Below are 24,654 nucleotides of genomic sequence, written 5' to 3'. Positions count from 1 at the left end.
GTGATTCGGTAGATTCCCCATGAGCTCTCCTACGAAAACCGCCGAGCGTCCAGCTTCCGCAGCGGCTACCCGACGTAAGAAGCGCGCACCGAAGCCACAGGGGCAGTGGCTTATCGACGGCCGCGAGCCACTTAACGACGACGAGCGCATTAAGAAAGAAGATGCTGGCATCGCCGTTAAGCAGCGTGTTATCGACATCTACTCCAAGCAGGGGTTTGACTCCATCCCCGCGGAGGACCTAGCGCCTCGCTTTAAGTGGATTGGCCTCTACACCCAGCGCAAGCAGGGGCTTAGCGGTGAGCACACCGGCGTGAAGACCAACGCCGAGCTGCAGGACAAGTACTTTATGCTCCGCGTCCGCCTCGACGGTGGCCAGACCACCACCGAGGGCATTCGCACCATCGGCGAGATTTCCCGCGACTTCGCCCGCGACACTGCGGACTTCTCCGACCGCCAGAACGTCCAGCTGCACTGGATTCGCGTCGAAGATATGCCGGAGATCTGGGACCGCCTTGAGCGAGTTGGTCTCGACACCAACTTTGGCTGCGGCGACGTTCCCCGCGTTATTCTAGGCAGCCCGGTTGCCGGTGTTGCGGCCGATGAAATTGTCGACGGCACCAACGCCATCCGCCGCATCAAGGAGGAGTACCTCTCCGGCGACGAGTTCTCCAACCTACCGCGTAAGTTTAAGTCGGCAGTTTCCGGTTCCCCGCGTCTCGATGTCACCCACGAGGTCCAGGACGTTGCCTTCGTCGGTGTCAATCATCCAGAGCACGGCCCCGGTTTCGACGTTTGGGTCGGTGGTGGTCTCTCCACCAACCCGATGCTCGCCCAGCGTCTCGGCGCCTGGATCCCAGAGGACGAGGTTCCCGAGGTATGGGCGGGCGTGTGCCGCATCTTCCGGGACTACGGCTACCGTCGCCTGCGCAATCGTGCGCGTCTGAAGTTCCTCGTTGCCGAATGGGGCGCGGAGAAGTTCCGCCAGGTACTCGAAGACGACTACCTCAACCGCAAGCTTATCGACGGCCCCGCACCCGAACCTTTCGAGGGCGACCGGGACCACATCGGCGTGCACAAGCAGGCCGACGGTCTCAACTACGTCGGTGTTAAGCCCGCTGTTGGCCGTGTTCCGGGCTCTGACCTGGTCAAGCTCGCCGACATCGCCGAGCGCCACGGTGTTTCCCGCGTCCGCACCACCGTGATGAAGGAGCTCATTCTCCTCGACGTCGCCGACGACCAGGTCGACTCCCTGCTCGCAGAACTCGACGAAATTGGCCTGTCTGCCAAGCCCTCAGCTTTCCGACGGGGCATCCTGGCCTGCACCGGCCTAGAGTTCTGCAAGCTCGCACTTGTCACCACGCGCCAGCGCGCAATTGATTTGGTGGGCGACTTGGAGGAACGCCTCGGTGACCTCGACGTCCCAATCACCATTGCGCTCAATGGCTGCCCGAATGCCTGCGCCCGCACGCAGATTGCCGACATCGGACTCAAGGGGCAGATTGTCACCGACGACGAGGGCAACCGTGTCGAGGGTTTCCAGGTTCACCTCGGTGGTTCGCTGGGGCTCGATGCCAACTTCGGCCGCAAGGTTCGCGGACACAAGGTCACCTCGGCAGAACTGGGTGACTACATCGAGCGCGTCGTCAATCACTTCAAGGAGCAGCGCCACGAGGGTGAACAGTTCCGCGAGTGGATTGTCCGCGCTGATGAGGAGGACCTGAAGTGAGTGAATCTCCCAATGGGGTTCGGTCGCAGGGGCCGTCGTCAAGCGAAAAAGACGAGACGCCAGCGCGACTGGGGATCGGTGGCCGAAGCGCACACCCCAATCCGAACCGGGGTGCGGTGATGCATTGCCCTTACTGCGGCGGTGATGATCTGTGGCCCGACCTGGAAACCGATTACGCCTGGCAATGCCGCGAATGCTGCCGGGTATTCACAGTGAAACTGCACGGACATATCGATAGAAAGGTGGCGTCATGAGCACGGGACTGAAAACCGCTGAGGTCATTAAGACTCAGGAGGCGCTCGCGCGTGAAGACGCGCTGGACAACCCGGAAACTGCTCGCCGTCTGATTGAGCTCGCACTGGAGTGGGGCTCCAAGCTGGAGACTGCCACTGCTGGGGAAGTACTGGAATGGGGTGCGGAGCACCTGCACACGCCACTGGCCGTGACCCTGTCGATGCAGGACACAGTGTTGGCGGAACTGGCTGCTCGGCACGCGCCGGAGGCAGATCTGATTTTCCTGGATACCGGTTACCACTTCCCGGAGACCCTCGACGTGGCAGAGCAGGTCGCACAGCGTTACGACAACCGACTGCTGTCGATTGAGCCGAAGCGCACCCGCGCCGAGCAGGACGCCGAAGAGGGCGTCGATCTGTACAAGACCGACCCGACGCGATGCTGCGCATTGCGGAAGGTCGAGCCGCTGTCTGCCGTGAAGCGCCCCTACGAGGGCTGGGTCACAGGTCTGAAGCGCGTCGACGCGCCGACCCGCGCACACACGCCGGTACTGGAGATCGACAAGACTGGTCGCATCAAGCTCAACCCGTTGGCCACCTGGACAGATGAGGATGTTGCCCAGTACATCGAGGACAACGACCTCATTGTGCATCCGCTGACGCAACAGGGGTTCCCGTCGATTGGCTGCGCGACATGCACCGCGCGAGTGGCAGAGGGTGCGGATCCGCGCTCGGGTCGCTGGGCGGGCTCCGAGAAGACTGAGTGCGGATTGCACCTCTAGTTCGAGCGGCTAGCAGACAGCTACTTGCCGCCAGCCACTAGCCGCCCGCCGATAACCGATATCAGCTAAAACAGCGCAGTTACAACAGCCAACACAGCCCCAACAGAAAGAACCCCCATGACTAGCTCAACCACCGTTTCCGTACAAAACCGCCTCGATCCGCGGCTTGCCGAACTGGAAGCCGAGGCCATCGACATTATTCGCCAGACCGCCGGGCAGTTTGACCGTCCGGCACTACTTTTCTCCGGTGGAAAGGACTCCGTCGTCGTGCTCGAGCTGGCCAAGCGCGCCTTCGCACCGGCGGGTATCCCGCTGGAGCTGCTCCACGTCGACACCGGCCACAACTTCCCCGAAGTTATTGAATTCCGCGACAAGATTGCCGCTCAGCCGGGCATCAAGCTGCACGTAGCCAAGGTCCAAGACTGGATTGACAGCGGTGTGCTCACCGAGCGTGCAGACGGCACCCGCAACCCTTTGCAGACCGTGCCGCTGGTGGAGACCATTGCCAACCGTGGTTACGATGCCGTTCTCGGTGGAGCCCGCCGCGATGAGGAGAAGGCCCGCGCAAAGGAGCGCGTGTTCTCCGTCCGCGACTCCTTCGGCGGTTGGGATCCACGCCGTCAGCGCCCCGAGCTGTGGGGTCTCTACAACGGTCGGCACGCCGCCGGAGAGAACGTTCGCGTTTTCCCAATTTCGAACTGGACTGAGGCTGATGTTTGGGCCTACATCGAGGCCCGTGACATCGAACTGCCTCCCATCTACTTCGCCCACGAGCGTGAGGTGTTCAACCGCGGCGGCATGTGGTTGGCACCGGGCGAGTGGGGTGGCCCCCGCGACGGCGAGACCCTGGAGGTTCGCACTGTCCGCTACCGCACTGTCGGTGACATGAGCTGCACCGGCGCTGTCGAATCGAATGCCACCACTATTGCGGAGGTCATGGAGGAACTTCGCACATCCAAGCTCACCGAGCGCGGCGCTACCCGCGCAGATGACAAGTTGTCCGAATCCTCCATGGAAGACCGCAAGAAGGAAGGTTACTTCTGATGAGCCAGCCAAATTCCCCAGCTACTCTGATTACCGCTGACCGCGCCACTCGCGCTCGTCGCACTCTTCGCCTGTGCACCGCTGGCTCCGTCGACGACGGTAAGTCCACCTTCGTCGGTCGCCTGCTGCACGATACGAAGAACATCCTCGCTGACCAGTACGAGGCTGTCGTCGCCTCCTCACAGGCGCGCGGTCAGGAAAACCCTGACCTGTCGCTGCTGGTCGACGGTCTGCGTGCCGAGCGTGAGCAGGGCATCACCATCGACGTTGCCTACCGCTACTTCGCCACCGATGTTCGCTCGTTCATCCTCGCTGACTGCCCTGGTCACGAGCAGTACACCCGAAACACGATTACCGGTATGTCCACTGCCGAGGCCGTCGTTTTGCTTATCGACGCGCGCAACGGCGTCGTGACGCAGACCAAGCGTCACGCAACGGTGGCTGGTCTGCTGGGCGTTCGCCACGTAATCTTTGCCGTCAACAAGATCGACCTGCTGGACTACAACGAAGAGGCCTTCCGCAAGATTGAGTCGGATGTAGCAGCGCTAGCAGAGCGCCTGGGTCTGCAGAACACCTTCGTTGTTCCAGTGTCGGCTTTGGTCGGCGACAATATTGTCGATTCTTCTGAGCACACCCCGTGGTACGAGGGGCCGACCGTGCTGCAGCTGCTGGAAAACCTCAACATCGGTGCCGACCTGGAAACCGATGCCGAGGCTGACCTGCGCCTGCCCATCGACTACGTCATTCGCGATCACGCCACTGAATACCGTGGTTATGCCGGCCGTATCGCCGCAGGTAGCGTGCGTGTGGGCGACACTGTTTCCGTAGACGCCAACCGTCAGGCTACGGTCACGAAAATCACCGTGGCAGCTGAGGACGTCACTGAAGCCGTGGCCGGTCAGTCGGTTGCCGTCAGCCTGGATGCCGAGTTCGACCTCGCCCGGGGTGACCTCATCAGTGGCACCCGACCGGAAGACGTTCGCCGTTTCTCCGCTGTGGCTGTCCACCTTGCGGACAAGCCGTTGGCAGTCGGCCGCGTTGTAGAGGTGCGCTACGGTGCCGCGCTGGTGCGTGGTCGTATCGCTTCCGTCGATGCACTCATTGACATTGAAACCGGTGAGCCCACCGGTGTGGCTGATCAGCTTGCAGTCAACGACGTCGCTGAGATCACCGTCGAGGTCGCACAGCCGCTGCCGGTCGATGCCTACCGCGTCGGTGGTCGTGTCGGTGCGTTCCTGCTCATCGAACCGGGCACCGGTGACACCCTCACCGCAGGCCTCGTGCGTGGCGCTGCCCAGTAGAGCTGCTAGGTAGAGAAACCAGAAAGCACAGCTAGCGAGCCTGAGGAGACCATCGATGACCGCACTGATTCTGCTTGCGCACGGTTCGCGGCACCCCGGGACCAAACCGGTGCTCGAAGACGTGGTCGCGCTCGTGCGCGAGAAGATGCCGCTCACCCGCCTGGACGCGCCCTCTCAGATTCGCCTCGCCTGGCTGGACCTCGACGAGCCCTCGCTGGATGCCGTATGTGCTGAGCTCGCCGCTGCCGGCGAGACTCGGGCGCTGGCCGTACCGCTGCTGTTCACCGATGCGTTCCACTCGCGAGTCGATGTTCCCGAGCAGGTTCGACTCTGTGATCGTCATGGTGTTGACATCACAGTGGCTGAAGGACTCGGGCTTGGCGACGGCACGAAGCGCGCCGTCGTGAAGCGAATCATCGAAGCGGCAGAGAATGCATCTTTTTCCTGGCCGGTCGATGCGCTGGTGATGGGGGTCGGCTCCTCTGATGAGGATGCCAATGCAGCGGTGCACCAGTTTGCGGCATATCTCGACGGGATGCTGCCGGGACATGTGAGTGCGGCATTCGTGGTCGGTCCTGAGAAAATCAAGGGAGCCGATGCTGTGGCCGCGGCACAGGAGCGCGCGGCCAAGCGCGGTCGCGGACTCGTAGTGGTGCCGCTGTTTACCGCGCCGGGCCTACTGTGGGATCGAGTCATCGATGCTGGCGCTGCCGCCGGTGCCGGCCAGGTGGCTTTTGGTGAGCCATTGGCCGAGCTGTTGGCGCCGATTGTGTGCTGCCGCTGGGACTCGCGCGCCGCGTACATGGACGTGCAGGTAGTGGCGTAGTCGGCGCTTTTTATCCGCCCTAGTTACTGGCCGTTACTGGCCCTTGGAGTGGGTGACCATCTCATCCCACTCGACGTACTTCTTGCGTTCGCGGCCCTCGGCCTCGCCGGCGGCGCGTTCGGCAGCATCGAGCTTGTGCCAGCCGTCCCAGTCCAGGTAGTCGATACCCTTGGACTCCAGCAGTTCGTTGACAGCGGACAACTCCGGCTTCGACGGGGTGAATTTCTTTCCCTCTGCGGTATCGGCCAGCAGATTGGCTACGGCCTCGTTGGCATCGCCCTTGGTATTACCAATCAGGCCGACCGGTCCGCGGCGAACCCAACCGGTGGTGTAGAGGCCAGCGATGGCCTCGGCTGCTTCATCCTCGGTGTTGTCGGATTCGATGACTCGACCACCGACGTTGGAAATGACATTCTTCACGTTGTCGAACGGGATACCCGGCAGCGCATCAGAGCGGTAGCCCACGGCGGAGTAGACAGCGCCGACCTTCCAGTCGGTGGTCTCGCCGGTCGGACGCAGCCCGCCAGCGCCGTCGTATTCCATGCGTTGAGTGCGCAAGCCGGTCACATGCTGCTCGCCGTCGGCCCCCTTCTCGCTGAGGATTTCCACTGGCGACTCGAAGAAGTGAATGTAGAGCTTGTGCGGTGCGTTCTTCGGCTCACGGATGGCGTAGTTCTCCAGGATGGTGCAGACCTGGTCAGTGATCTTGGACTCGCGACGCATAATTTCAGATGAGGAGTCGTAGTCAATATCGCGCGGATCGACAACGACTTCGACGTTCGGTGAGTAGTCGAGTTCCTTGAGCTCCAGCGGGGTGAACTTGGCCTGTGCCGGGCCGCGGCGGCCGAAGACGTGGACTTCCTTGGCCTTATTTGTCTTCAGAACCTCGTAGACATTGTCCGGGATTTCTGTGACGTGCAGTTCCTCACCGGTCTTCGCCAGGATTCGGGAGACATCCAGCGCGACGTTGCCGACTCCGACGACGGCCACGGACTCCGCCGAGAGATCCCAGGTGCGCTCAAAGAGTGGATTGCCGTCGTAGAAGCCCACGAATTCGCCTGCGCCGAAGTGCTCCGGCAGGTCCGCTCCCGGCGTTGGCAGTGCGCGGTCGCCGACGGCACCGGTGGCGAAGATGACGGCGTCGTAATGCTCCTTTAATTCGTCGAGTGTGATGTCCTTGCCGAACTCAACGTTGGAAAATAGGCGCAGCTCCGGCTTTTCCATCACGCGGTGCAAGGCCATGATGATGCCCTTGATGCGTGGGTGGTCAGGGGCGACACCGTAGCGGATTAGACCGAATGGAGCCGGCATCTTTTCAAACAGATCGACTTCCACGTCAGTACTGGATTTCATCAGTGCATCGGAAGCATAAACACCGGCCGGGCCAGAGCCAATTACGGCAACGCGGAGCGGGCGATTCATGAAGTGTGTCCTTCTTTCTCTAATGCTTTACGACGGCCACGAGTCCGCGGCGTAAGCAGCTGCCGGCGGTGACCTCGTGGGGAAAAGGTGTTATTGGTGAGCTATCGGTTTATTCGACATTCCCAATGGTAGCGCCCCCAATCGTAGCGATAACTTACGAAAAATCGAGAGGTGAGCATCACATCATCGACGAGATGCTTTCGAAGGAATACAAAACTAAATGTGACCTTAGTCACGTCCAATGTGGGAATTTGGGCTAGTTCACTAGAAAAACCGCATAAAACCCGAGATGATGCAGAAAAACTGTTGGAATCTGTGGGGAAAAGTGTGGCTACCAGGGGTAACCAAAGAGGTTTGAGTCCGCCGTGAGATGTAAGGTGACTCACAATAAGATGAAAATAATGATTTGGGACTCAGCGGGATTAGATTCAGCAGGATTAGAAGCTCAGCATGATCTTGAGCCTCCGGCAGTCCAACGGCTCGAGCCAAGTCAACGTTTAAATAAGTCAACGATTAAGCGCAGTGCGAGAAAGGAACGTCGGTGAGCGATAAGAACGCCCAAGCGTCCACCAACAACTCCGCAGTCCTGATTACTTCAGTGGACCGCGCAGACAATCTGCAAGATGTCATTACGGCATTGTCTGAGGCACTGGGTGGGGCACGTTGCCTCCACACTGTCGGTGGGGCGCACGGCGCCACCGTGGATCAGGTTGTTGTGGATCCGGAATCCGCGCTTGACACCATCGTCAGTGCTGTTGAAGCTGATCGCGCTGCCAACGAGGGGGCGGCTGTTCTGACCGGCTCCGGCAACCTCGATTTTGACTTCCGCATTGCCACCGTCGCCGGCGCCGGTGTCATCGTTGTCGCTGGTGGCGAGGGCTGCCACACAGAGGCCGCAAAGGCTCGCGTTCGTTTGGCTCTCAGCAGTGCAGCTCAGCGTCACAGCGAGGTACTCGCAGTTGTCCTTACAGGGGAGGAGGCAGCTAAGGCTGCTAAGACTCTCGAGCTCGACGTTCCCGTTGTTGCCGTTGACGATGCTGAGGGGCTGCGCAAGGTCGTAAGCCGCGAGGTCACCGCAGTGATGACTCCACAGCGTTTCCAGTGGTGGCTATTGCAGCGCGCCAAGGCTGATAAGCGTCACATTGTGCTGCCAGAGGGGGACGATGACCGCATTCTTGAGGCCGCTGATTACCTCCTGCGCGAGGACATCTGTGAGCTCACTATCCTCGGCGACCCGGATGCGATGAAGGCGCGCGCCGCCGAACTGGGTTTTGACATCGACGCCGCTCATCTTTGGAACCCGCAGACCTCCGAATATGTTGAGCAGTTCGCGGAGCAGTTCGCAGAGATGCGCAAGGCCAAGGGGGTCACGCTGGAGCAGGCCCGTGAGACGATGCAGGACATCTCCTACTTCGCGACGATGATGATTCACAACGGGCTTGTCGACGGCATGGTGTCCGGTGCAGCCCACACAACTGCGCACACCATTCGTCCGTCCTTGCAAATCATTAAGACCAAGCCGTCGGCTTCCACGGTGTCGTCACTGTTCCTCATGGTTATGGACAACTCGCTGTGGGGTTTTGCGGACTGTGCGGTGCTGCCGAAGCCTGCTCCGGAACAGCTGGGTGAAATCGCGGTAGTATCCGCCGAGACTGCAGCTTCCTTCGGCATCGATGCCCGCGTCGCCATGCTGAGCTACTCCACTGGAGCATCCGGCACAGGTGAGGATGTGGACCGTGTGAAGGCGGGTCTGGCCAAGGCCAAGGAGCTGGCTCCGGAGCTCGCTGTCGATGGTCCGCTGCAGTTCGATGCTGCTATTGACCCGTCTGTGGCTGCGAAGAAGATGCCGGATTCCTCCGTTGCGGGTAAGGCAACTGTTTTCGTGTTCCCGGATCTGGACGCCGGTAACATCGGTTACAAGATTGCCCAGCGCTGTGGTGGTGCATTGGCAATCGGCCCGATTCTGCAGGGCTTGAACAAGCCGGTCAACGACCTTTCCCGTGGCGCCACGGTGCCGGACATCATCAACACGGTTGCAATTACCGCTATTCAGGCTGGAGGAAACTAATTATTATGTCCCGTCACGTACTTGTTTTGAACTCCGGTTCCTCCTCTATCAAGTTTCAGCTGGTAGATCCGGAGAAGGACTCAACGCAGCCGCCGTATGTCTCCGGTCTGGTGGAGCGCATTGGTGAAGAAGACGGCATTATTAATCTGAAGTTCTCCGGACAGAAGATTGAAATCACTGAGCCGATCGCTGACCACGCCAGTGGTCTTGACCGCGCGTTCGAGCTGATGGATGAGCACGGTGTTGGTCCGGAGTCGGTGGATATTGCGGCCGTCGGTCACCGCGTCGTTCACGGTGGTCGCCTGTTCTCTGGACCGGAGCTGATTACCGACGAAATCGTCGGCATGATCCGCGACCTTATTCCGCTGGCGCCGCTGCACAACCCGGCCAATATCGTAGGCATCGAAGAGTCTCGCAAGCTGCTTCCGGACGTGCCTCACGTCGCCGTCTTCGACACTGGTTTCTTCCACACCATGCCGCCAGCTGCTGCTCTGTACCCGCTCAACGCAGAGGTCGCATCGAAGTTTGATATCCGTCGTTACGGCTTCCACGGCACCTCGCATGAGTTTGTTTCCAAGCAGGTGCCGGACCTTCTGAATAAGCCGGCAGAGGAAATCAACCAGATTACGCTGCACCTGGGTAATGGTGCGTCGTGTGCGGCTATCCGAGGTGGCCAGGCGGTGGATACCTCGATGGGGCTGACCCCGCTGGCTGGTCTGATGATGGGCACCCGTACCGGTGACATTGACCCGGGCGTCATCTTCCACCTCTACCGCAACGGCATGAGCATCGACGAGATCGACAATCTGTGCAACCGCCAGTCCGGTCTGAAGGGTGTCTCTGGTGTCAATGACTTCCGAGTCCTGCAAGAGCGCATGGATGACCACGACCCGGATGCTTGGGCTGCGTACCAGATGTATGTCCACCAGCTGCGCCGCTACATCGGCTCTTACATGCTGATTCTCGGCCGCCTCGATGCCATCACCTTCACCGCAGGTGTCGGTGAGAACCATGTCGGTATCCGCCGTGATTCTATGGCTGAGCTTGAGAACTTCGGTATCAAGATTGATGATGAGCTCAACTCCCAGCCGAATGACGGCCCGCGTCTGATTTCGGCGGAGGACTCGAAGGTCAAGGTCTTCGTGGTACCGACCAACGAGGAACTGGCCATTGCCCGTTACGCAATGAGCTTCGTGGAGTAGTTTTTGGACAGGGGCACTGACGAGTAGGCAGGACCCCTGTAACCCTCCGTAATCGACGGCTTCTAGATGCCCCATCTGTTGAATCCGCAGCTGTGACCCAACAAAAACGAGCTCGCTCCCACTGCCTTCCAAACTGGAAGAATCTAGTGGGGCGAGCTCATTTTCGCCGCTGGGGAAACTGCGCCTATGCCTCAACAGGCTCAGTCACCCGGTCATCGTTTCAACGCATCAGCGCAGCTAACTACCAGATGTAGACGCCGTCGCCGACCTGCAGGGTATCGAAGTACTTCACAGCATCATCGTGGTTCAGGTGGATGCAGCCGTGGGACATCTGATTAACAGAGCCCTCGTGGAAAGCCTCACCGTCGTTGGTGAAGTACACCGAGAACGGCATCGGACCGTTGTAAGGACGGGACCACTCATCGCGGACCTTGCGGGTAACGCTCAGGTGGCCGCGGGTGGTTTCGTAACCCGGCATACCGGAGGACATTGGCACCGGACCGTAGGTGATGTTGCCATTTTCCTGCAGCCAGGTCTTCTGGTTAGCCAGGTCAACGCATGCGCGGGCGCTCGGCGGGCACGGGTTGCTCGGCTCTGGGCGTGGTTCAGGGCGTGGCTTCTGCTCTGGCTGTGGAGCAGGGGCAGGCGCCGGCTCAGGCTGCGACGGCTCGTCCTGGCCCCCCAGCAAACCGAAAATCTCGTTGACGACGCGGGTGGCTTCGGCCTTCTGTGCGGCTGGCAACGGCAGGCTGTCGATTGCGTTCAGCAGCTGAGTTTTGACCTTGTCCGCCACCTGCTTGTTGTTTTCAGCGAACTTGAAGTTTTCATTAATCAGAGCGACGACCGAATCCGGCAGCTTCACCGAAGAGGAATCCAGTACCTCAGAGAGCTCAGGGGCAAGGTCGCCCGAATTCAGAGTCGAGATCTCCGGCAGCTTGAGGTCCCGAACGCTCTGGCTAAGCGACTGCAGGTCTGGAGAAACCGGCAGGGCAACGGCAGTGCCGGCCCCAATACCAAAGGCAGTGGTGAGGGCTGCAGCGCTGATAATGACACGCTTAGCGCTGCGGAGAGAGGATTTCGAAGAGGCAAACATAGAGGATATCTTAAACCACGAAAGGCAATTCTCTCTTTATTCACCAATTCTGGGGTGGCGCTCACGCCCACAACAGCATGTTTGACCAGGTTCGGTAAGGAGCTGTTAGAGAGCTAACGCCAAGTCCGTGGCCGGATGAGATTTGCGATATCCACCAAGTTGTAGCGGTGTCGCGGAAACTGCGAAGAGCGTGCCAGCATCCGTAAGTCTTTTTCCAATCCTTCACGCAGGCCGGCCACGGTGAAGGGCGCATCGAAAAGACCATTGGAGCTAGCTGCATGGTCGAGGTTCGAGCTGCGCAACCAGTTCAGCGCGGACGCCATCACGGCGATGCGCAGCTGTGGCATGCGCGGTTCATTCGTCGGCAGCTCCACCAGACGACGCGCAGCACGGCGAATTCTCGATTCAGTTAACTCGGAGGGCATCCCGGAGGTGAGCATCAGAATCGTCGTCAAACGTGCCATGCGATGGTGACGGGAGTTACCGGGTACGCGGTCAAGCTGGGAGATAGCCATTTCGTGTTGGCGCTCAGAGGCCAGCTGACGAGCTAGCCCGAAGGCGGAGGATACCGTCGTCGGGTTGGCCGCCCACACGACGGCGTAGAGACGCAGGGTGTTGAAACGAATCGTCTGAGGAGACAGGGACTCGCTGGCCCAGGCGGGGGAGAAGATCTCGGGCGTATCGGCAGCGACATTATCCAGCGCGCTGCTCAAATTCGCGGCGGCGCGGGCGACAGCGGGCTCGAGGAGAGATGCGTTGGCGATGCCCAAGCGCTGTTGAATCAACTCGAGAGTCGCTGCCAGCGCCAACTTCGGGGCGGGCTCGCCGGGCAGCATCGTCAGCACGTGGTGGAACGAGGCGAGGGCATCGTTGAATTGGTCGAGAAGCAAATAAGTCACGCCCTCGTACCAGTGATAACGCCAATCGCGCTGCAAACGTTCAGAGACATCGCAGAGGCTGTCGCGGGCCTCATCAATTAATCCGAGGTCCAGTTTCGCACGCACGATGCCCAGTGGAATTTCCACCGAAGAGCCATACTCGGGTTCGGACAGCGCATTGGTCAGTGCCTCGATAAGTTCGTTGGGCTCCGTAAATGACGAGGCACTCAAGATGCGCGCACCCGGATCTGTCGGGTTAATCAGTGGTACAGGCAGCGCGAAGGTCACTTCTTGCGGAGTGATTTCCACGCCGCGGGTGATGCCGTCGACAAGCTGATCGGTGCGGAACACCAGGTGCTTGGTGCCGTACGTGGAACGCTGCGGCGAGAAATTCGACACCGCCTGCGGGAATTGCACGCCGTCGCGCACCGCCAGAATCTCGCGCAATACGCCGATGAGCTGCACACTCATCTCTTCGGCAGAACCGAAGCGAGCCTCCGGGTTCTCGTGGCAAGCGCGTAGTAGGAAGCGGTAGAGCGAGTAAAAACGGCGGAATAGAGGCTCTTCGACAGGTGAGGGTAGCCCCGGGTCGTAGACGCCGTTGGTCGCCGGCAACTTCAGAATCAGCGAGGCCAGCGTGCGGCCGACTGTGTAGATATCGCTGGCAATCGTCGGTCCCGTCGTGGCAATCTCCGGCGCCTGGAAACCGGGCGTGCCGTAGATATGGCCGTAGGCGCCGATGCCGGTGACCGCGCCAACGTCGATAAGCGTGACGTGGTCTTCGCTGAGCAGCACGTTGTCCGGCTTCAAATCGTTGTAGACAACGCCGCGCGAGTGCAGGTAATCCAGCGCGGGGAGCAGCTCCAGGATGTAGCCAATCGCTAGGTCACAGGGCATGACGCCGTCTGGGTAGCTCCGTCGCTGCTTGCGTAACGACGGGCCGCCGACGTACTCCATCACAATGAAGCCGGTGGCGCTGTTGGCGTCCGTCTCATCGATGAAGTTGATGATCTTCACAATTCCCGGATGCGAGATTTCCGCGAGGAACTCGCGTTCCGCCTGGACTACGGCGAAATCCTTCTCGTTTTTCGCTGCCATCATGCCCTTGAGCACGACCCAACGATCCGAGACATTGTGGTCAATCGCCAGATAAATCCAGCCGAGACCGCCGTGGGCAATCGGGCCCACGATCTCGTACTGATCCGCCACGATATCGCCGGCTTTCAGGCTCGGCGCCGGCTTATTCGTCGCTCGAATCTTCTCATCACTCATTACTGCATCGCGCGGATCCTGCGTTGTGATGTACGGCAGGTGCACCATGCCGTCGGCGACAGTGCGTCCGCGGTGTGCATTCGATCGCCTGCGGCGGAAGTCCTCCAACGCTTTCCGGTGCGAGGCCATCGACGGATCTGGAGTCTGGGCGCCGGGTTGGGGCGTCGCGCTTGACGACGAGCTCCCGCGCCCCAACAATTCGGCGATATCGAACTCTTCGTCATCGTCATCATCGTCCGCAAAAGGGTCGAAGGCGACAGCGGCAGTGCCGGGCTCTTGTTCGTCGTCTTCATCGGCGAATGGGTCGAAGGCGACGGCCTGAGTGGCAGCTGCCTCTGCCTCTGCGTGAGCATCCTCCTGGGGCTCCGGCGTGTACTGGGGATGCTGGGCTTGCTCGGAGTACTGGTTTTCGTCGCTCATCGGTTTTCCACCTCGCCTTCTGGAGCAGCTTCCGGTGTGGGGGAGATTCCAAGTATGTCTTCGTCGTCGCCGTACTGTGGCGATGGCTGTGTACCGCTTGGCAGGAAGGGGCCGAACCAAGTGTCGTAGAGGGACTGCCAGGTGCCGTCGCTCGCCATACGCTCCAGGGTCGCGTTGATTTGGCGAACTAGGCCTGGGTTCCCCTTGGATACACCGGCCGCGTAGCTTTCCTCGTTCAAGCCCCGCTGGACAATGGCGGTGGCCGGATCTTGGTCGTTGATACCAGCGAGAATGGTGTCATCGGCAACGACAATCTCTGCCTGGCTGTTTTGAAGTGAAATGAGGCAATCCGACCAGTTACCGACCAACAGCAGCGTATTGTTCGGCGAGAGCCGTCGAATCAAATCCTCGGTAGTGGATCCCCGGGAAACGCAGATGCGACCGTCCTCGACGTCCTCGGGGGAAGCATCGCCACCCGGCGAAGAGACTAGAACTCCAGCTCGTGCTGTCAAATACGGTGCGGAGAACAGCACCCTTTCGCGCCGGGCATCGGTGACCGTCATAGTGCGCAAAACGACATCGACAGTGCCGTCTTCGAGTGCGGCAGTGCGTTCGTTGCTGTCGACGAACCGAAACTCGACAGCATCGGGATTGTCAAAGATGTCCCGGGCAATCTCTTGTGCCAGGGATACTTCAAACCCCGAGAGCTCTCCAGTGCTGAAGTCGCGGAAGCTGAGCAGGTTCAATGATTGGTCAACACCAACGATGATGCGGCCGCGCTGGTAAATCTCCGGGATTCGCTCTTCCGGTGTTTGGTCATCGGGGGCGAGTGTGGACAGATCTGGGGCGTTGGCTTCTGCCGCAGGCTTCCTCGAGGAGGCTTTGTCGTAGAACGCGCCCGGTGGCAGGGGGAAGTCACCGGTGGCCTCCAGGATTGTGCGCGAGTAGGGATCGTCGGCAAGCGAATCGGTCGCGCAGGCACTGACGGTGAGCCCGGCGATGGCGAGTGCACCAAGGACGGCCCTGCGCCGCCAACCGGCGAGACTGTGGAGCGACGGGGAGAACGAAACGATCATAGGTACTCCAGAAGCCGGTGTCGGAAGCCGAAAACAACCAGAACTGCCGCGATGACGGTCAGCGTAACCGTGGCGAGGGACAGTGCCGCGATAGCGCGACGGGATTGGTCGAGGTTCTCACGGGCGGTCAGGCGGGACTCGGCGATGGAATTCTGTAGCGACTCATCGACCTGGTTGAACGCAGTCGCCGACGAGCTGGCATTATCCACATCGGTCGCGATGCGAACCGCACCGGCGTAGTCTCCTGAACTCAAGTGCCCCATCATCAGGTTGTGGCCGGACTCCCAGCTGTAGATACCGTGGATGGCGGCTCTGACATCGTCGTCCGGCGCGTTGGCGTCCACTCTTTCCAGCTCGCCGACCAGGGTGCGCACCGACTGCGAGAAGGACTCCGCATCCGCGGGCTGACGGCGCACTAAGCCGAGGGTTTCGCTGGCGCGTAGCTGCTGGGCATCAATGCGTACTTGGGTTAGGGCATGAACGTCCGGGCGCTGCTCTCCGAAGAGGGAGTTAGACTGCCACGGCTGAGTGGTGGCGATTCCCACACCGACAAGTGCGATGGCCATCAGCATGGTTGCACCAAACAGGCCGACGTTGAATAGTCGACCGGTGCGGCGAGTCAGCCACCACTGTGTGATTAGCAGCATCAAAATTGCCGCTGCCAGGCCTGACATCGGGAAAAGAGGTGGTTTCGATAGTTCGCGCTGCTCCTCATTAGTGGTGGTACTGGTGCGTTCGTAGAGCGATTTTGCAGCTGGCAGAATCTGGACCTGCATCAAGTTTGAGGCAGAGGCGAGGTACGCGACACTGACGGGGTTGCCCTGGCGCGCATTCGCGCGAGCTGTCTCGACCATGCCGGTGTAGACCGGCAACAGTCGCTGTACAGTCGCGACATCCTTCATCTCTGGATCATCGACGTTTTCAATGCCCGTAGCTGCGCGGGTAGCGGACATGGATGCTTGTGCGATGACATCGTCGAAGTTGCTGACCAAGTCCTGGCTGCTGTTGAGCGTGCCGCGGGAAAAAGCGGTGTTGGCCGACGCATCGGCAATCGTCAGCGAGGCATAGAGATTCTGCGAGGCATTGGCCATCGGCTCGCTCAGTTGTGAAATTCGGGTGAGCTGCTGCTGGCGTTGCGAGGTTGTTTGCCACATGGATAGGCCGGCTGCCAGGATAGCGACGATGAGGATGAGGGCGACTATGGTCAATCGGCCCGGTGACGTTATCAAAAATGACGCTGACCGGCGCACATACGTGGCCGACGGGCCGAGTTTGTCGTAGAGGCGCTCACCGAGAAAACGTGTCAATCTCCGGTTGCGCGGGCCAATCTCCAGGGCATCCACGCGCAAGTCTGTATCGCGCGGAGAGTCTGCCAGGGCTGTTGGGGTTGCGGCCGTTGCTGGGGCATTAGCCGAGGACTCTGTAGTGTCCAGAGCAGTTGATGGTGCTGCACTCTCGGGAGTCGGGGTGGAGACGGGAGTATCTTTCGATTCCTTTGCCGCCTGAGCCGCAGTGTGTGTGTCTAAGCTTTCGCCACCGGGAGTGGTGCGACCGCTGAAACGAGTTCGGCGTGGAGCGCGATTCTTGCGGTGGAATGGGTTTCGGCTTTTGTCGTGGGCGCGGGAATGAGGCGCACTTGAAGTGGTTTCACCCATGTGCACGTGTCCTTCCGACGTGACCGAAGTCGCCTGCGACAATCTCTCCGCCCAGAGCAACGTTAGTTCCTTGCAAATCTTAGTCGCTCGGGCTTGTGACGGAAAACACAAGGGTATCTGGCGTAGGGTGGAGACATGCTTCAGGATGGAAATGGTTGGGCGGCCGGCCCCAACGGTACGCGCTGCTGGGGACGCTTCGGAGCTGCAGGGCTGCTGATTGTGAGCCCTCAGCGCACTGTGCTTATGCAGTATCGAGCTGACTGGACATCGTTCCCCCTAACGTGGGGTGTTCCTGGAGGGGCTTGTGATTCTCATGAGACTCCTGAGGCGACCGCGCTGCGTGAAACGGCTGAGGAAACTGGGCTGCTGGAGCATCAGCTTCGCATCCTCGACACGCAGGTCACCACTGGCCCCTTCCCGGCCGATCCGGACCGCCCCGAGCTCGCCGGCGGCTGGAAGTACCACACGGTTTACGCACTAGCTGCCGAAGAGCTGGAGACGCATCCGAACGAAGAGTCCCTGGAGCTGCGCTGGATTCCGCTTGACGACGTCGACAGCCTCAATCTGCTGCCGCCTTTCGTGGAATCGTGGCCCCGGGTGCGCGCGCACCTCGAGAAATTGCTGGAGGCCCTTGACTAGGTGTCGGCTTCGCACCTACCGGCGCCCCCTGCGTCGACTACTTGGAGTCGGCAACTGCTGCTGCGCCAGCAGCCAGCGCGGTGACGGTCAGGACGGACGGCCATGCGCCAATCTTCTTAGCTAGCGGGTGTGAGAGGCCGAAAGCGCCGAGGTAGGCGGCCACCAGACCAGTGGCTCCCAGGGCGCCGGTCTTTGCGTTCCAGGTGCGTGCTGCGTATGCGCCGGCGGCGCCCAAGATGACGCCACCGAGCGGGCGAATGCCTGTTTCGCGAGCGGTGAGCCAGCCGCCGATGAGGCCGGTGGCCACCAATGGAGCGGTCTTTACGTCTTTTGCCTTCTTCAAAGTAATAGCCATGAGCATCATCGTACCTAGTAAGAAGGGTTGAGCGGCGCGCTTTTAGAACGGCTCCTGGCGGCGCTGGTGCTCCTCAACATAGCTTTCCGAGTGCTCCGCCAGCTTCAGCAGCGAAGGCAGTGCCTTAATTAGCGCACGCACGTCCTTTTGCGACATCGTCCGCACAATTTCGTACACCAGCGCACCCCAGTGGTCGATAAGCTGCTCCAGCAGGGTCTCGCCATCGCTGGAGACATAGAGGTTCTGCGCACGGCGATCCTTTGCATTGTTCTCGCGTTCAATCAGCCCGTTGTCGAGTAGACGGCGGACTGTTGCCGAAACGTTGGACGGGCGCAGGAAACGCAGGCGTGCAATGTCGGATACGCCGCAGCCCGGGTGGGTCGAAATAAAGTGCAGTACTTCCATTTCCGACTGGGAAATGTCCATCCTGGCATTCGGGCGCTCACCGAGGCGGCGAGTCGACGCAAGGAAGTCATACAGGCCGATGGAGATCTTCTGCACGCTTTCGCGCAGGGATTCATCGGACTCAGTTGAGTCATCCGCGGTGGGGAAGCCGCTCGCTGGCTCCGGGGTGGTGGTGCGCTGAGGGGAGCGTGCAGAAGTCATGATCTTCCTTCCCGACGTAATGAATTGATGTTCTGAATAAACACCTTATATCGTCGAAATAACTTTCTGTGGTGAAAATTTGTAGATTGAACAAAAAGTTAGGCTCATAAGTCTTGTGCGGGTGCTTTATCGCACATTTCTGCCCCTGATTTTAGGGGCTGACAGCAAGGACTCCGCTTTACGACGACCCCAGCGACACCCCCTAGTAGGAACTAGGCCTACGCGCTTTTCCGCCGCGTTTATCTACACTTCGTAATCCACAATCACCGGAGCATGGTCGGATGCGCCTTTGCCCTGACGCTCTTCGATGTCGATGAATCCGGCGGACGCCTTTGCCGCGAGGGCGGGGGAGGCGAGCTGGAAGTCGATGCGCATGCCCTCATCCTTGAAAAAGCGGCCAGCCTTGTAATCCCAGTAGGTCCACTGGTTTGGAGTGAATTGGCGAGTTACTTCCTTCATACCCGCCTGCTCCAGCGCATAGAAAGCTGCGCGTTCAGGTGGTGTGACATGTGTTTTCCCCGCGAAGGCTGCCATTGACCAGACATCGCCGTCGGTCGGGGCGATGTTGAAGTCGCCGCCCATCATGAAGGTGGCCTCCGGGTCGTCGTCAAGCGTGGCGATGATGTGCTGACGGAGCCGCTCCAAAAATTCGAGCTTGTACTCGAAGTGCGGGTCGGTGATGTCGCGGCCGTTCGGGATGTAGAGGCTGTTGATGCGCACGCCACCGCAGGTAGCAGCGATATGGCGGGCCTCCAATGCGGGAGTTGCGTCGGGGTCCTTGTTGAAACCGGGCTGACCGGGGAACCCTGCCTGGATGTCCTCAAGGCCGACGCGGGAGATGATGGCAACGCCATTCCACTGATTCAGGCCGTGGTGGGCGACTTGGTATCCCAGCTCTTCAAAAGCAGCGGTGGGAAATTGGTCGTCCCTGCACTTGGTTTCCTGGACGGCCAGGACATCAATGTCATTCCGGCGCAGCATTTCCACCATTCGGTCGAGGCGGGTTCGAGCCGAATTGACGTTCCAGACACAGATTCGCATATCAACGATTGTAAAAGGGGATTGTAAAAGGGGAACGAAACGGCGGCCTCATGCGTTGAATAAAGCAGTGACAAAATAGGCGGACAAAAGCGGACTAGGTGGGCGGAAGCCCGGTAGGAAAGGGAGTTTCGAGGTTGGCTAACTGGGACGATCGCCGTTACGGCGGCGAGTACAGTCCGGCGGATTACCTGAGTAGTAGCGGCAGGAATGCTTATCGGGAGCACGACGCATATGCGGCGTACGGTGCGGCAATGCCGTATCAGGAAGTGCCATATCCGGTAGCAAACATTCCGGTCGGCTATGAAAGCGGGTACCCCGCTAGCTACGGGGTGTCTTCCTTCGGTGAGCTCAGCACTAACCCCAAAGTTGCACCGCTGACCGCTCAAATGGCAGTACACCTGGGCTTCGACCCCAATCTGGCCAATGCCCCTGTGGTGCGTCGTGGTGGTGCGCTGCTGGTGGATTCTGTCATCTACACTGCGTTGATTGCCTCTATTGCAGTTCTCGCTAGCATCGCGGGGACATCCGACAGCGGCGTAATGGTGATGCTGATCAGCCTCTTCCTCGGTCCCGGTGGTTTTTACCTCTACCGCGTGGCGGGAGACTCCATCTTCGACGGTTCTCCGGGTAAGCACGCCATGGGCATGAAAATTGAAGGTGCACACGGGATGCCAGTTTCAGCCCGCGATGGTTTTGTGCGCAATGCCTGGATTCTGCCGTCGATGATTCCGGTCGCCGGTTGGTTTGTCTCTGCGGGCCTGGCTGGCTGGATTGCGATGGCTGCCTCACGCGATCCGCTGGGGAGAGGTCGTCATGAACTCTCGGTTCGCACTCGAGTGGTGGAAAAGCCGGAGACGCGCGAGCGGCAGCGCGGACAGCGCCGCATGGACAATCGCATGGGCAGCAAAGAGCAGCAGGGCAACCAGCTGAAGTGGACTAAACGGGTTAAGCGCGGGAAGTAGGGCGATTAGGGCGAGCAGGGCAGGGCCGAAACGTAAGCCCCCGGCCCCTAAGCCCCTGTCAACTCCGCATATCGGTGCCGGTGGTGCTCGGTAAAACCGAGCGTCCGGTACAGCGCAATGCCAGCCTCATTCGAGCCCAATACCTGCAGATATGCAGAATCTGCCCCGTGCTGCGCACCCCAGTGCATCATCTGAATTCCCAGTAGGGTGCCTAGCCCTCGGCGGCGCATATCGGCTGCGACTTCCACGGCAGAGAATCCGAGCCACACGCGGCCGTCCTCCGATTCGGTCAGCGTGCCGCGTGTAATAGCTACTGTGCGCATACCCTCAGACGCACTGTCATCAGGGACTTGGAGCCGGCCGAAACACATGCGGCCATCAATTTCATTGCGCAGGAACTGCAGCGCATGCTCGGGCAGCGTAGTGCCGCGGAAGTGGTAGAGCTCCAGCCAATCGTCGTCAGGCTGATCAGCGATGTCCACCTGCACGTCTGCCAGCTCGGCGCTGTTCGTTTCAGTTGCCAATTCAACGGGCGGCAAGTCCCCATCGAGGGAGCGCGTCATAACCACAATGTCCGGCCCGACCGTCCACTCTGACCCAGCGACCAGTGCCTGTGCAGGCTTGGCGATCCGATCCGGAACCGCAATCCGCACCGGCAAATCGTGGGAATCGTAAAACGACTTAATCTTCTCCAGCGGCACCGGCTGAGTGCTGGCTCCGGGCTCGAGCGGCAGCGCGGAGTTGGAACGCTCTGTAATACCATCGCCCGCACGCAGCAGCCAGCCCGACTCCACCACGTGCGCGATACCCGGGAAGGCCTTCGCTGTCGCAGTTTCCACGGCGCGAATGTCCGAATTGCGCACCGGATGATCCGGCAGGGCCTTCACAATCAAAATGTGCTTATCGCTAAAGTCCACCGCTGCCACGGACTCGTCGGCACGCACGCCAGCACGAACCTGTGGACGCACGACGAACGGATCCATGCTGAGCACATGCCCAATGACGTCCGTAGTCTTCTTGCCGCTGGCCAGCGCCTCTTCATCGGTTAGCGCGCGCCGCACAATGACACGACGTCCCACCGCTACCTCACCGACACCCCAACGGGAAATCGGTAGCTTCTGGGCTGCATTTTCGCTTGCCGACGACTCCAATTGCCTATCCGTCACGATTTAATCCTCGTGGCCGAACGGATCCGGATCCACGCCCGGCATCCAGGTCAGGCCGCCCTCGGTCCAACCGGCGCGCTTGATTTCCTTCTTGGCCATGCGCTTCCAACGGCCCGTGAGGCAGTCGGTGTAGAGGAACCCATCCAGGTGGCCGACTTCGTGCTGCATGCAGCGGGCGAAGAAACCGGTGGCCTCGATGCGGACCTCTTCGCCGTTTTCATCCAGGCCGGTGACAACAGCCTTCTCCGCACGGTTGGTGGGGAAGGACAGGCCGGGCACAGAGAGGCAACCTTCGTCATCGGAGCCGTCGTCGTTAGGCATAGTCTTCGGGATTTCACTGGTGGTCAGCACCGGATTGATGACGCAGCCGCGGTGCCAGACATCGTCGTCATCGGGGCAGTTGTAGACGAACAGACGCTTGCCGACACCCACCTGGTTGGCAGCCAGCCCCACACCGTGGGCGCGGTCCATGGTTTCGTACATGTCCTCGATGAGCTCACGCAGCTCGGAGGCATCCTCGGTCACCGGCTGGGTAGGAGTGTGGAGAACGGGGTCTCCGGCAATCACAATGGGACGGATAGTCATGCCGCTGATTCTACTCGGCGTCCATGTTTTCTAAATCGCCTGGTGATGCCTGAGTTGTGTCAGGGAGTTGTAGGTGGGGCGTAGGTGAGGCTGGGTGGCTAGATCTGACGATGTATCTTCACTAAGTATCTGCATAGACAGTGTCGTGCAGAATAGAGGATCAGGGCGAGCGAGAAGGAAAGCGGGGTGCGGAAAGTGGTGAACAAGAAGCCCATAGGTGGCAGCCACGAACCTGAGGCCGAGCGGCGGCTTGACTCATCCGAGCATCTCGGACTCGTGGGTGATACCAGCGGCATTGAACCCGTTTTGGCTCAGAAAATGCTGGATTTTGAGAAAGAATGGCTGAAAGTTGCCCGCCGTGGACCGCGTATGGCCGGTGCGCGGCAGGAGGCAATTCGGCGTCGCTTTGCCGAGGACTTTGGAAACAACACAATCCGCTACCACCAGGTACTTTCGCGACTTCTCGACTCTCCAGCAGCCGAAGCAGCCGAACCCGTGTTGGTTCATCGGCTGCGCGCCGTGCGGGACAACCACGACGCATAAGGTTCAAGTTTCACTTCACGGTTCGGCGGCAGAACATATAGGATGTGGGATGTGTCTGACCAACTAAACCCTCAGAATTCGCCGCGTCCGGGCCGTCATCGACTCGATGACGACTACGACGACTTCGATGAGTACAGCGATTACGCGGAGGCTCCCGCCGCTGGCGGCGCTCACGCGTACTCCGAGCCGTCGGATGCTCAACACGCAGCTCCCAGATCTGCGGCCCCGGCCGCTGGCGCAGCCGCTGCTGGTGCTACCGCTGCCGCCACTAGCGGTGCTGGCTCTCGGGCTGCTGCTAGCAATTCCGCAGCTGCTGATGGTGCTGATGACGGCGACATCGGCGACGGTGCCGGTGATGGCCGCTACATGCGCGTTCTCGCTATCGTGCTGCTCGCTATCGGCGTGTGCCTGGTCGCCTACGGTGCCTACGCACTCAGCACGCGTGGCGACGATGCTGAGAACACCGGCCAGAATGACACCTCGGCATCCGCTCCGGCTGACTCTGGTGCGCCTGCTGACTCGGCCAACGGCAGTGATCCGGCAAAGGATGGTGCTGCTGGAGATGGTGACGGCGAGGTCCTGCCACCGCCGGCAAACGAGCCAGGCAAACCGGTTCCTCCCGCGGAGAATCCGCCGGCACAGGATGAGGCCAACGAAGCGCCACAGATTGACCGCAAGACTGTCAAGGTCAGTGTCCTGAACAACTCTGAGGTCGTGGGCCTTGCCGATGACCTGTCCAAGCAGATGGGCGAGCAGGGCTGGGGTGTCGGCGAGACCGGCAACGCTCCTGAAGAGAAGATGGGTGTGTGGGAGAAGACCACCGTCTACTTCGACCCGAGGAACGAAGAGGAAAAGGCCGCCGCTGAGCAGATCGCGCACGACAACGGTTGGGAAGCCGCACCTCGCGATGACCGCCTCCGGGACGCTCCGGCGGGAATCGTCGTGGTCGCCACTGACCCGGCTCACTAGACTCCCGGCCCACCAGGCTTTGGTCTCTCACTAAGGTCTGCGGCCTAAGCGTCAAAACCTGCCGCCGTGGTGCGAAGCCCCATAGCTTTCCAAGTCCCGCGTAAGCCACACATTTGATGGCCTACGCGGGGCTTTTGCATATTTTGCAGTCTCAAACAGATCACGGCTGAAAAAAGGGTACTAGTATTCTGCTAGTAGCCAGTGAGGTCTGTGAGGTTTTTATGTTCGCCGTAATGCGTCGTCGCGTTGCTGTCGCCACCGCGTTGGGTTGTGCTGCAACACTGTTGGTTTCCTGCTCAGGGGTTGAATCCAGCAGTGACAAAGACGGGAACGCGGACGCGTCGTCAAGCACTGCGCCAGTGAGCGTAGATCCGGCTGCACCGAAGCTGACCGAGCGAGTCAGCGCCTATAACTTCATCCGCACAAACGACGACGGATCAATGAAAATGCTGGCAACTGTACAGGTCATGAGCGCCAAGGGATGGATGGGCCTTTCCGACGAAAAAGGTCAGTTCACTACCTTGGATAAGGGCAAGTACACAGTGCAGGCGCGCGGTGCATCTGGCTGCAGTGGCATCGGCAGCCCCGCAACCGAAGGGTTGGGTGTCATCGGCGAAGTGCACGTCGATGACAAACGGAATGCAGATGTCTGGAACGTTCCGTCCAAGGTGGATGAAGACAGTTTCACCACAGTTGCGCTTGTCGATTCCAACGGTGACCTTGCCTCCTGCGCAAAAACCGTCACCTGGACGGAGCCAACTGAGGAAAACGACTCCTAGTGTGAAAAAAT

General features: G+C 60.1%; 22 protein-coding genes. 12 read left to right on the top strand and 10 right to left on the bottom strand.

The genetic code is table 11. The features are described 5' to 3' along the window. The first annotated feature begins 19 nt into the window (after positions 1-19). The 5 genes from AB1Z34_RS01500 to AB1Z34_RS01480 all read left to right on the top strand — a co-directional run bounded on the left by AB1Z34_RS01500 (position 20) and on the right by AB1Z34_RS01480 (position 5,912). On the top strand, positions 20-1,726 hold the full coding sequence (locus AB1Z34_RS01500; RefSeq protein ID WP_016421533.1) for a nitrite/sulfite reductase: 1,707 nt from the start codon (positions 20-22) through the stop codon (positions 1,724-1,726). A 250-nt stretch (positions 1,727-1,976) separates the two neighbouring features. Further along, the gene (locus AB1Z34_RS01495; protein WP_048734528.1) at positions 1,977-2,741 is read left to right on the top strand and encodes a phosphoadenylyl-sulfate reductase; all 765 of its coding nucleotides are present in this window, start codon (positions 1,977-1,979) and stop codon (positions 2,739-2,741) included. 117 nt (positions 2,742-2,858) lie between these two features. After that, complete coding sequence (gene cysD / locus AB1Z34_RS01490) at positions 2,859-3,785, top strand: sulfate adenylyltransferase subunit CysD (RefSeq protein ID WP_076772354.1); 927 nt, start codon at positions 2,859-2,861, stop codon at positions 3,783-3,785. Then, on the top strand, positions 3,785-5,086 hold the full coding sequence (locus tag AB1Z34_RS01485; RefSeq protein ID WP_076772353.1) for a GTP-binding protein: 1,302 nt from the start codon (positions 3,785-3,787) through the stop codon (positions 5,084-5,086). The genes cysD and AB1Z34_RS01485 overlap by 1 nt, the downstream gene beginning before the upstream one ends. Positions 5,087-5,141: 55 nt before the next feature. Further along, positions 5,142-5,912 carry a sirohydrochlorin chelatase gene (locus tag AB1Z34_RS01480; RefSeq protein WP_076772351.1) on the top strand — a complete coding sequence of 257 codons (771 nt, stop codon included), beginning with the start codon at positions 5,142-5,144 and terminating at the stop codon, positions 5,910-5,912. A gap of 33 nt (positions 5,913-5,945) precedes the next feature. Here AB1Z34_RS01480 and AB1Z34_RS01475 read toward each other — a convergent pair whose 3' ends face one another. Next, the gene (locus AB1Z34_RS01475; RefSeq protein WP_076772350.1) at positions 5,946-7,334 is read right to left on the bottom strand and encodes an FAD-dependent oxidoreductase; all 1,389 of its coding nucleotides are present in this window, start codon (positions 7,332-7,334) and stop codon (positions 5,946-5,948) included. A 742-nt stretch (positions 7,335-8,076) separates the two neighbouring features. On the opposite strand from AB1Z34_RS01475, the gene pta reads away from it, so the two are divergent. Together pta and AB1Z34_RS01465 are read left to right on the top strand one after the other, a co-directional pair. Further along, complete coding sequence (gene pta / locus AB1Z34_RS01470; protein ID WP_272715183.1) at positions 8,077-9,402, top strand: phosphate acetyltransferase; 1,326 nt, start codon at positions 8,077-8,079, stop codon at positions 9,400-9,402. A 5-nt stretch (positions 9,403-9,407) separates the two neighbouring features. Next, positions 9,408-10,604 carry an acetate kinase gene (locus AB1Z34_RS01465; RefSeq protein WP_069358955.1) on the top strand — a complete coding sequence of 399 codons (1,197 nt, stop codon included), beginning with the start codon at positions 9,408-9,410 and terminating at the stop codon, positions 10,602-10,604. Positions 10,605-10,845: 241 nt separating this feature from the next. Here AB1Z34_RS01465 and AB1Z34_RS01460 read toward each other — a convergent pair whose 3' ends face one another. From AB1Z34_RS01460 to AB1Z34_RS01445, 4 genes are all read right to left on the bottom strand, one after another. Beyond that, positions 10,846-11,697 (bottom strand): L,D-transpeptidase, encoded by an 852-nt coding sequence (locus tag AB1Z34_RS01460; RefSeq protein ID WP_256881478.1) that lies wholly within the window; start codon positions 11,695-11,697, stop codon positions 10,846-10,848. Positions 11,698-11,810: 113 nt separating this feature from the next. Further along, a complete protein-coding gene (locus AB1Z34_RS01455) occupies positions 11,811-14,267 on the bottom strand; it encodes a tetratricopeptide repeat protein (RefSeq protein ID WP_367157792.1) in 2,457 nt (818 codons plus the stop codon). After that, positions 14,264-15,343 (bottom strand): glutamate ABC transporter substrate-binding protein, encoded by a 1,080-nt coding sequence (locus AB1Z34_RS01450; RefSeq protein ID WP_070595450.1) that lies wholly within the window; start codon positions 15,341-15,343, stop codon positions 14,264-14,266. The genes AB1Z34_RS01455 and AB1Z34_RS01450 overlap by 4 nt, the downstream gene beginning before the upstream one ends. Further along, positions 15,340-16,998: a hypothetical protein gene (locus tag AB1Z34_RS01445; protein ID WP_284839871.1), complete on the bottom strand. Its 1,659-nt coding sequence runs from the start codon at positions 16,996-16,998 to the stop codon at positions 15,340-15,342. Before AB1Z34_RS01445 ends, AB1Z34_RS01450 begins: the two co-directional genes overlap by 4 nt. Before the next feature lie 135 nt (positions 16,999-17,133). Here AB1Z34_RS01445 and AB1Z34_RS01440 point away from each other — a divergent pair, with 135 nt between their 5' ends. Continuing rightward, on the top strand, positions 17,134-17,637 hold the full coding sequence (locus AB1Z34_RS01440; RefSeq protein WP_367157791.1) for an NUDIX domain-containing protein: 504 nt from the start codon (positions 17,134-17,136) through the stop codon (positions 17,635-17,637). Positions 17,638-17,674: 37 nt separating this feature from the next. Here the strand turns inward: AB1Z34_RS01440 and AB1Z34_RS01435 are convergent, their stop codons facing one another. The 3 genes from AB1Z34_RS01435 to AB1Z34_RS01425 all read right to left on the bottom strand — a co-directional run bounded on the left by AB1Z34_RS01435 (position 17,675) and on the right by AB1Z34_RS01425 (position 19,639). Beyond that, a complete protein-coding gene (locus AB1Z34_RS01435; protein WP_172620224.1) occupies positions 17,675-17,992 on the bottom strand; it encodes a hypothetical protein in 318 nt (105 codons plus the stop codon). A 42-nt stretch (positions 17,993-18,034) separates the two neighbouring features. After that, entirely contained in the window at positions 18,035-18,598 is a 564-nt protein-coding gene (locus AB1Z34_RS01430) for a MarR family winged helix-turn-helix transcriptional regulator (protein WP_016421518.1), read from the bottom strand. Between the two features lie 243 nt (positions 18,599-18,841). After that, entirely contained in the window at positions 18,842-19,639 is a 798-nt protein-coding gene (locus tag AB1Z34_RS01425; protein WP_049189484.1) for an exodeoxyribonuclease III, read from the bottom strand. Between the two features lie 134 nt (positions 19,640-19,773). Here AB1Z34_RS01425 and AB1Z34_RS01420 point away from each other — a divergent pair, with 134 nt between their 5' ends. Continuing rightward, positions 19,774-20,601 (top strand): RDD family protein, encoded by an 828-nt coding sequence (locus AB1Z34_RS01420; protein WP_262712998.1) that lies wholly within the window; start codon positions 19,774-19,776, stop codon positions 20,599-20,601. A gap of 47 nt (positions 20,602-20,648) precedes the next feature. On the opposite strand, the gene AB1Z34_RS01415 is transcribed toward AB1Z34_RS01420, so the two are convergent. After that, complete coding sequence (locus AB1Z34_RS01415; RefSeq protein ID WP_016421515.1) at positions 20,649-21,767, bottom strand: GNAT family N-acetyltransferase; 1,119 nt, start codon at positions 21,765-21,767, stop codon at positions 20,649-20,651. 3 nt (positions 21,768-21,770) lie between these two features. After that, positions 21,771-22,352 carry a peptide deformylase gene (locus AB1Z34_RS01410; protein ID WP_070429378.1) on the bottom strand — a complete coding sequence of 194 codons (582 nt, stop codon included), beginning with the start codon at positions 22,350-22,352 and terminating at the stop codon, positions 21,771-21,773. A 195-nt stretch (positions 22,353-22,547) separates the two neighbouring features. Here AB1Z34_RS01410 and AB1Z34_RS01405 point away from each other — a divergent pair, with 195 nt between their 5' ends. The 3 genes from AB1Z34_RS01405 (at position 22,548) to AB1Z34_RS01395 (ending at position 24,643) form a co-directional block, all read left to right on the top strand. Next, a complete protein-coding gene (locus AB1Z34_RS01405) occupies positions 22,548-22,895 on the top strand; it encodes a DUF3263 domain-containing protein (protein WP_224783754.1) in 348 nt (115 codons plus the stop codon). A gap of 51 nt (positions 22,896-22,946) precedes the next feature. Further along, positions 22,947-23,864 (top strand): LytR C-terminal domain-containing protein, encoded by a 918-nt coding sequence (locus AB1Z34_RS01400; RefSeq protein WP_367157790.1) that lies wholly within the window; start codon positions 22,947-22,949, stop codon positions 23,862-23,864. Between the two features lie 221 nt (positions 23,865-24,085). Beyond that, positions 24,086-24,643: a hypothetical protein gene (locus tag AB1Z34_RS01395; RefSeq protein WP_070603899.1), complete on the top strand. Its 558-nt coding sequence runs from the start codon at positions 24,086-24,088 to the stop codon at positions 24,641-24,643. The last annotated feature ends 11 nt before the right edge of the window (positions 24,644-24,654 follow it).

It is taken from the genome of Corynebacterium sp. 045007 (assembly GCF_040743205.1).
In the GTDB taxonomy this organism is placed as follows: Bacteria; Actinomycetota; Actinomycetes; order Mycobacteriales; family Mycobacteriaceae; genus Corynebacterium; species Corynebacterium jeikeium_D.
Note: the sequence above shows the minus strand (reverse complement) of the source record. Positions and strands in the feature narration are given on the sequence as shown.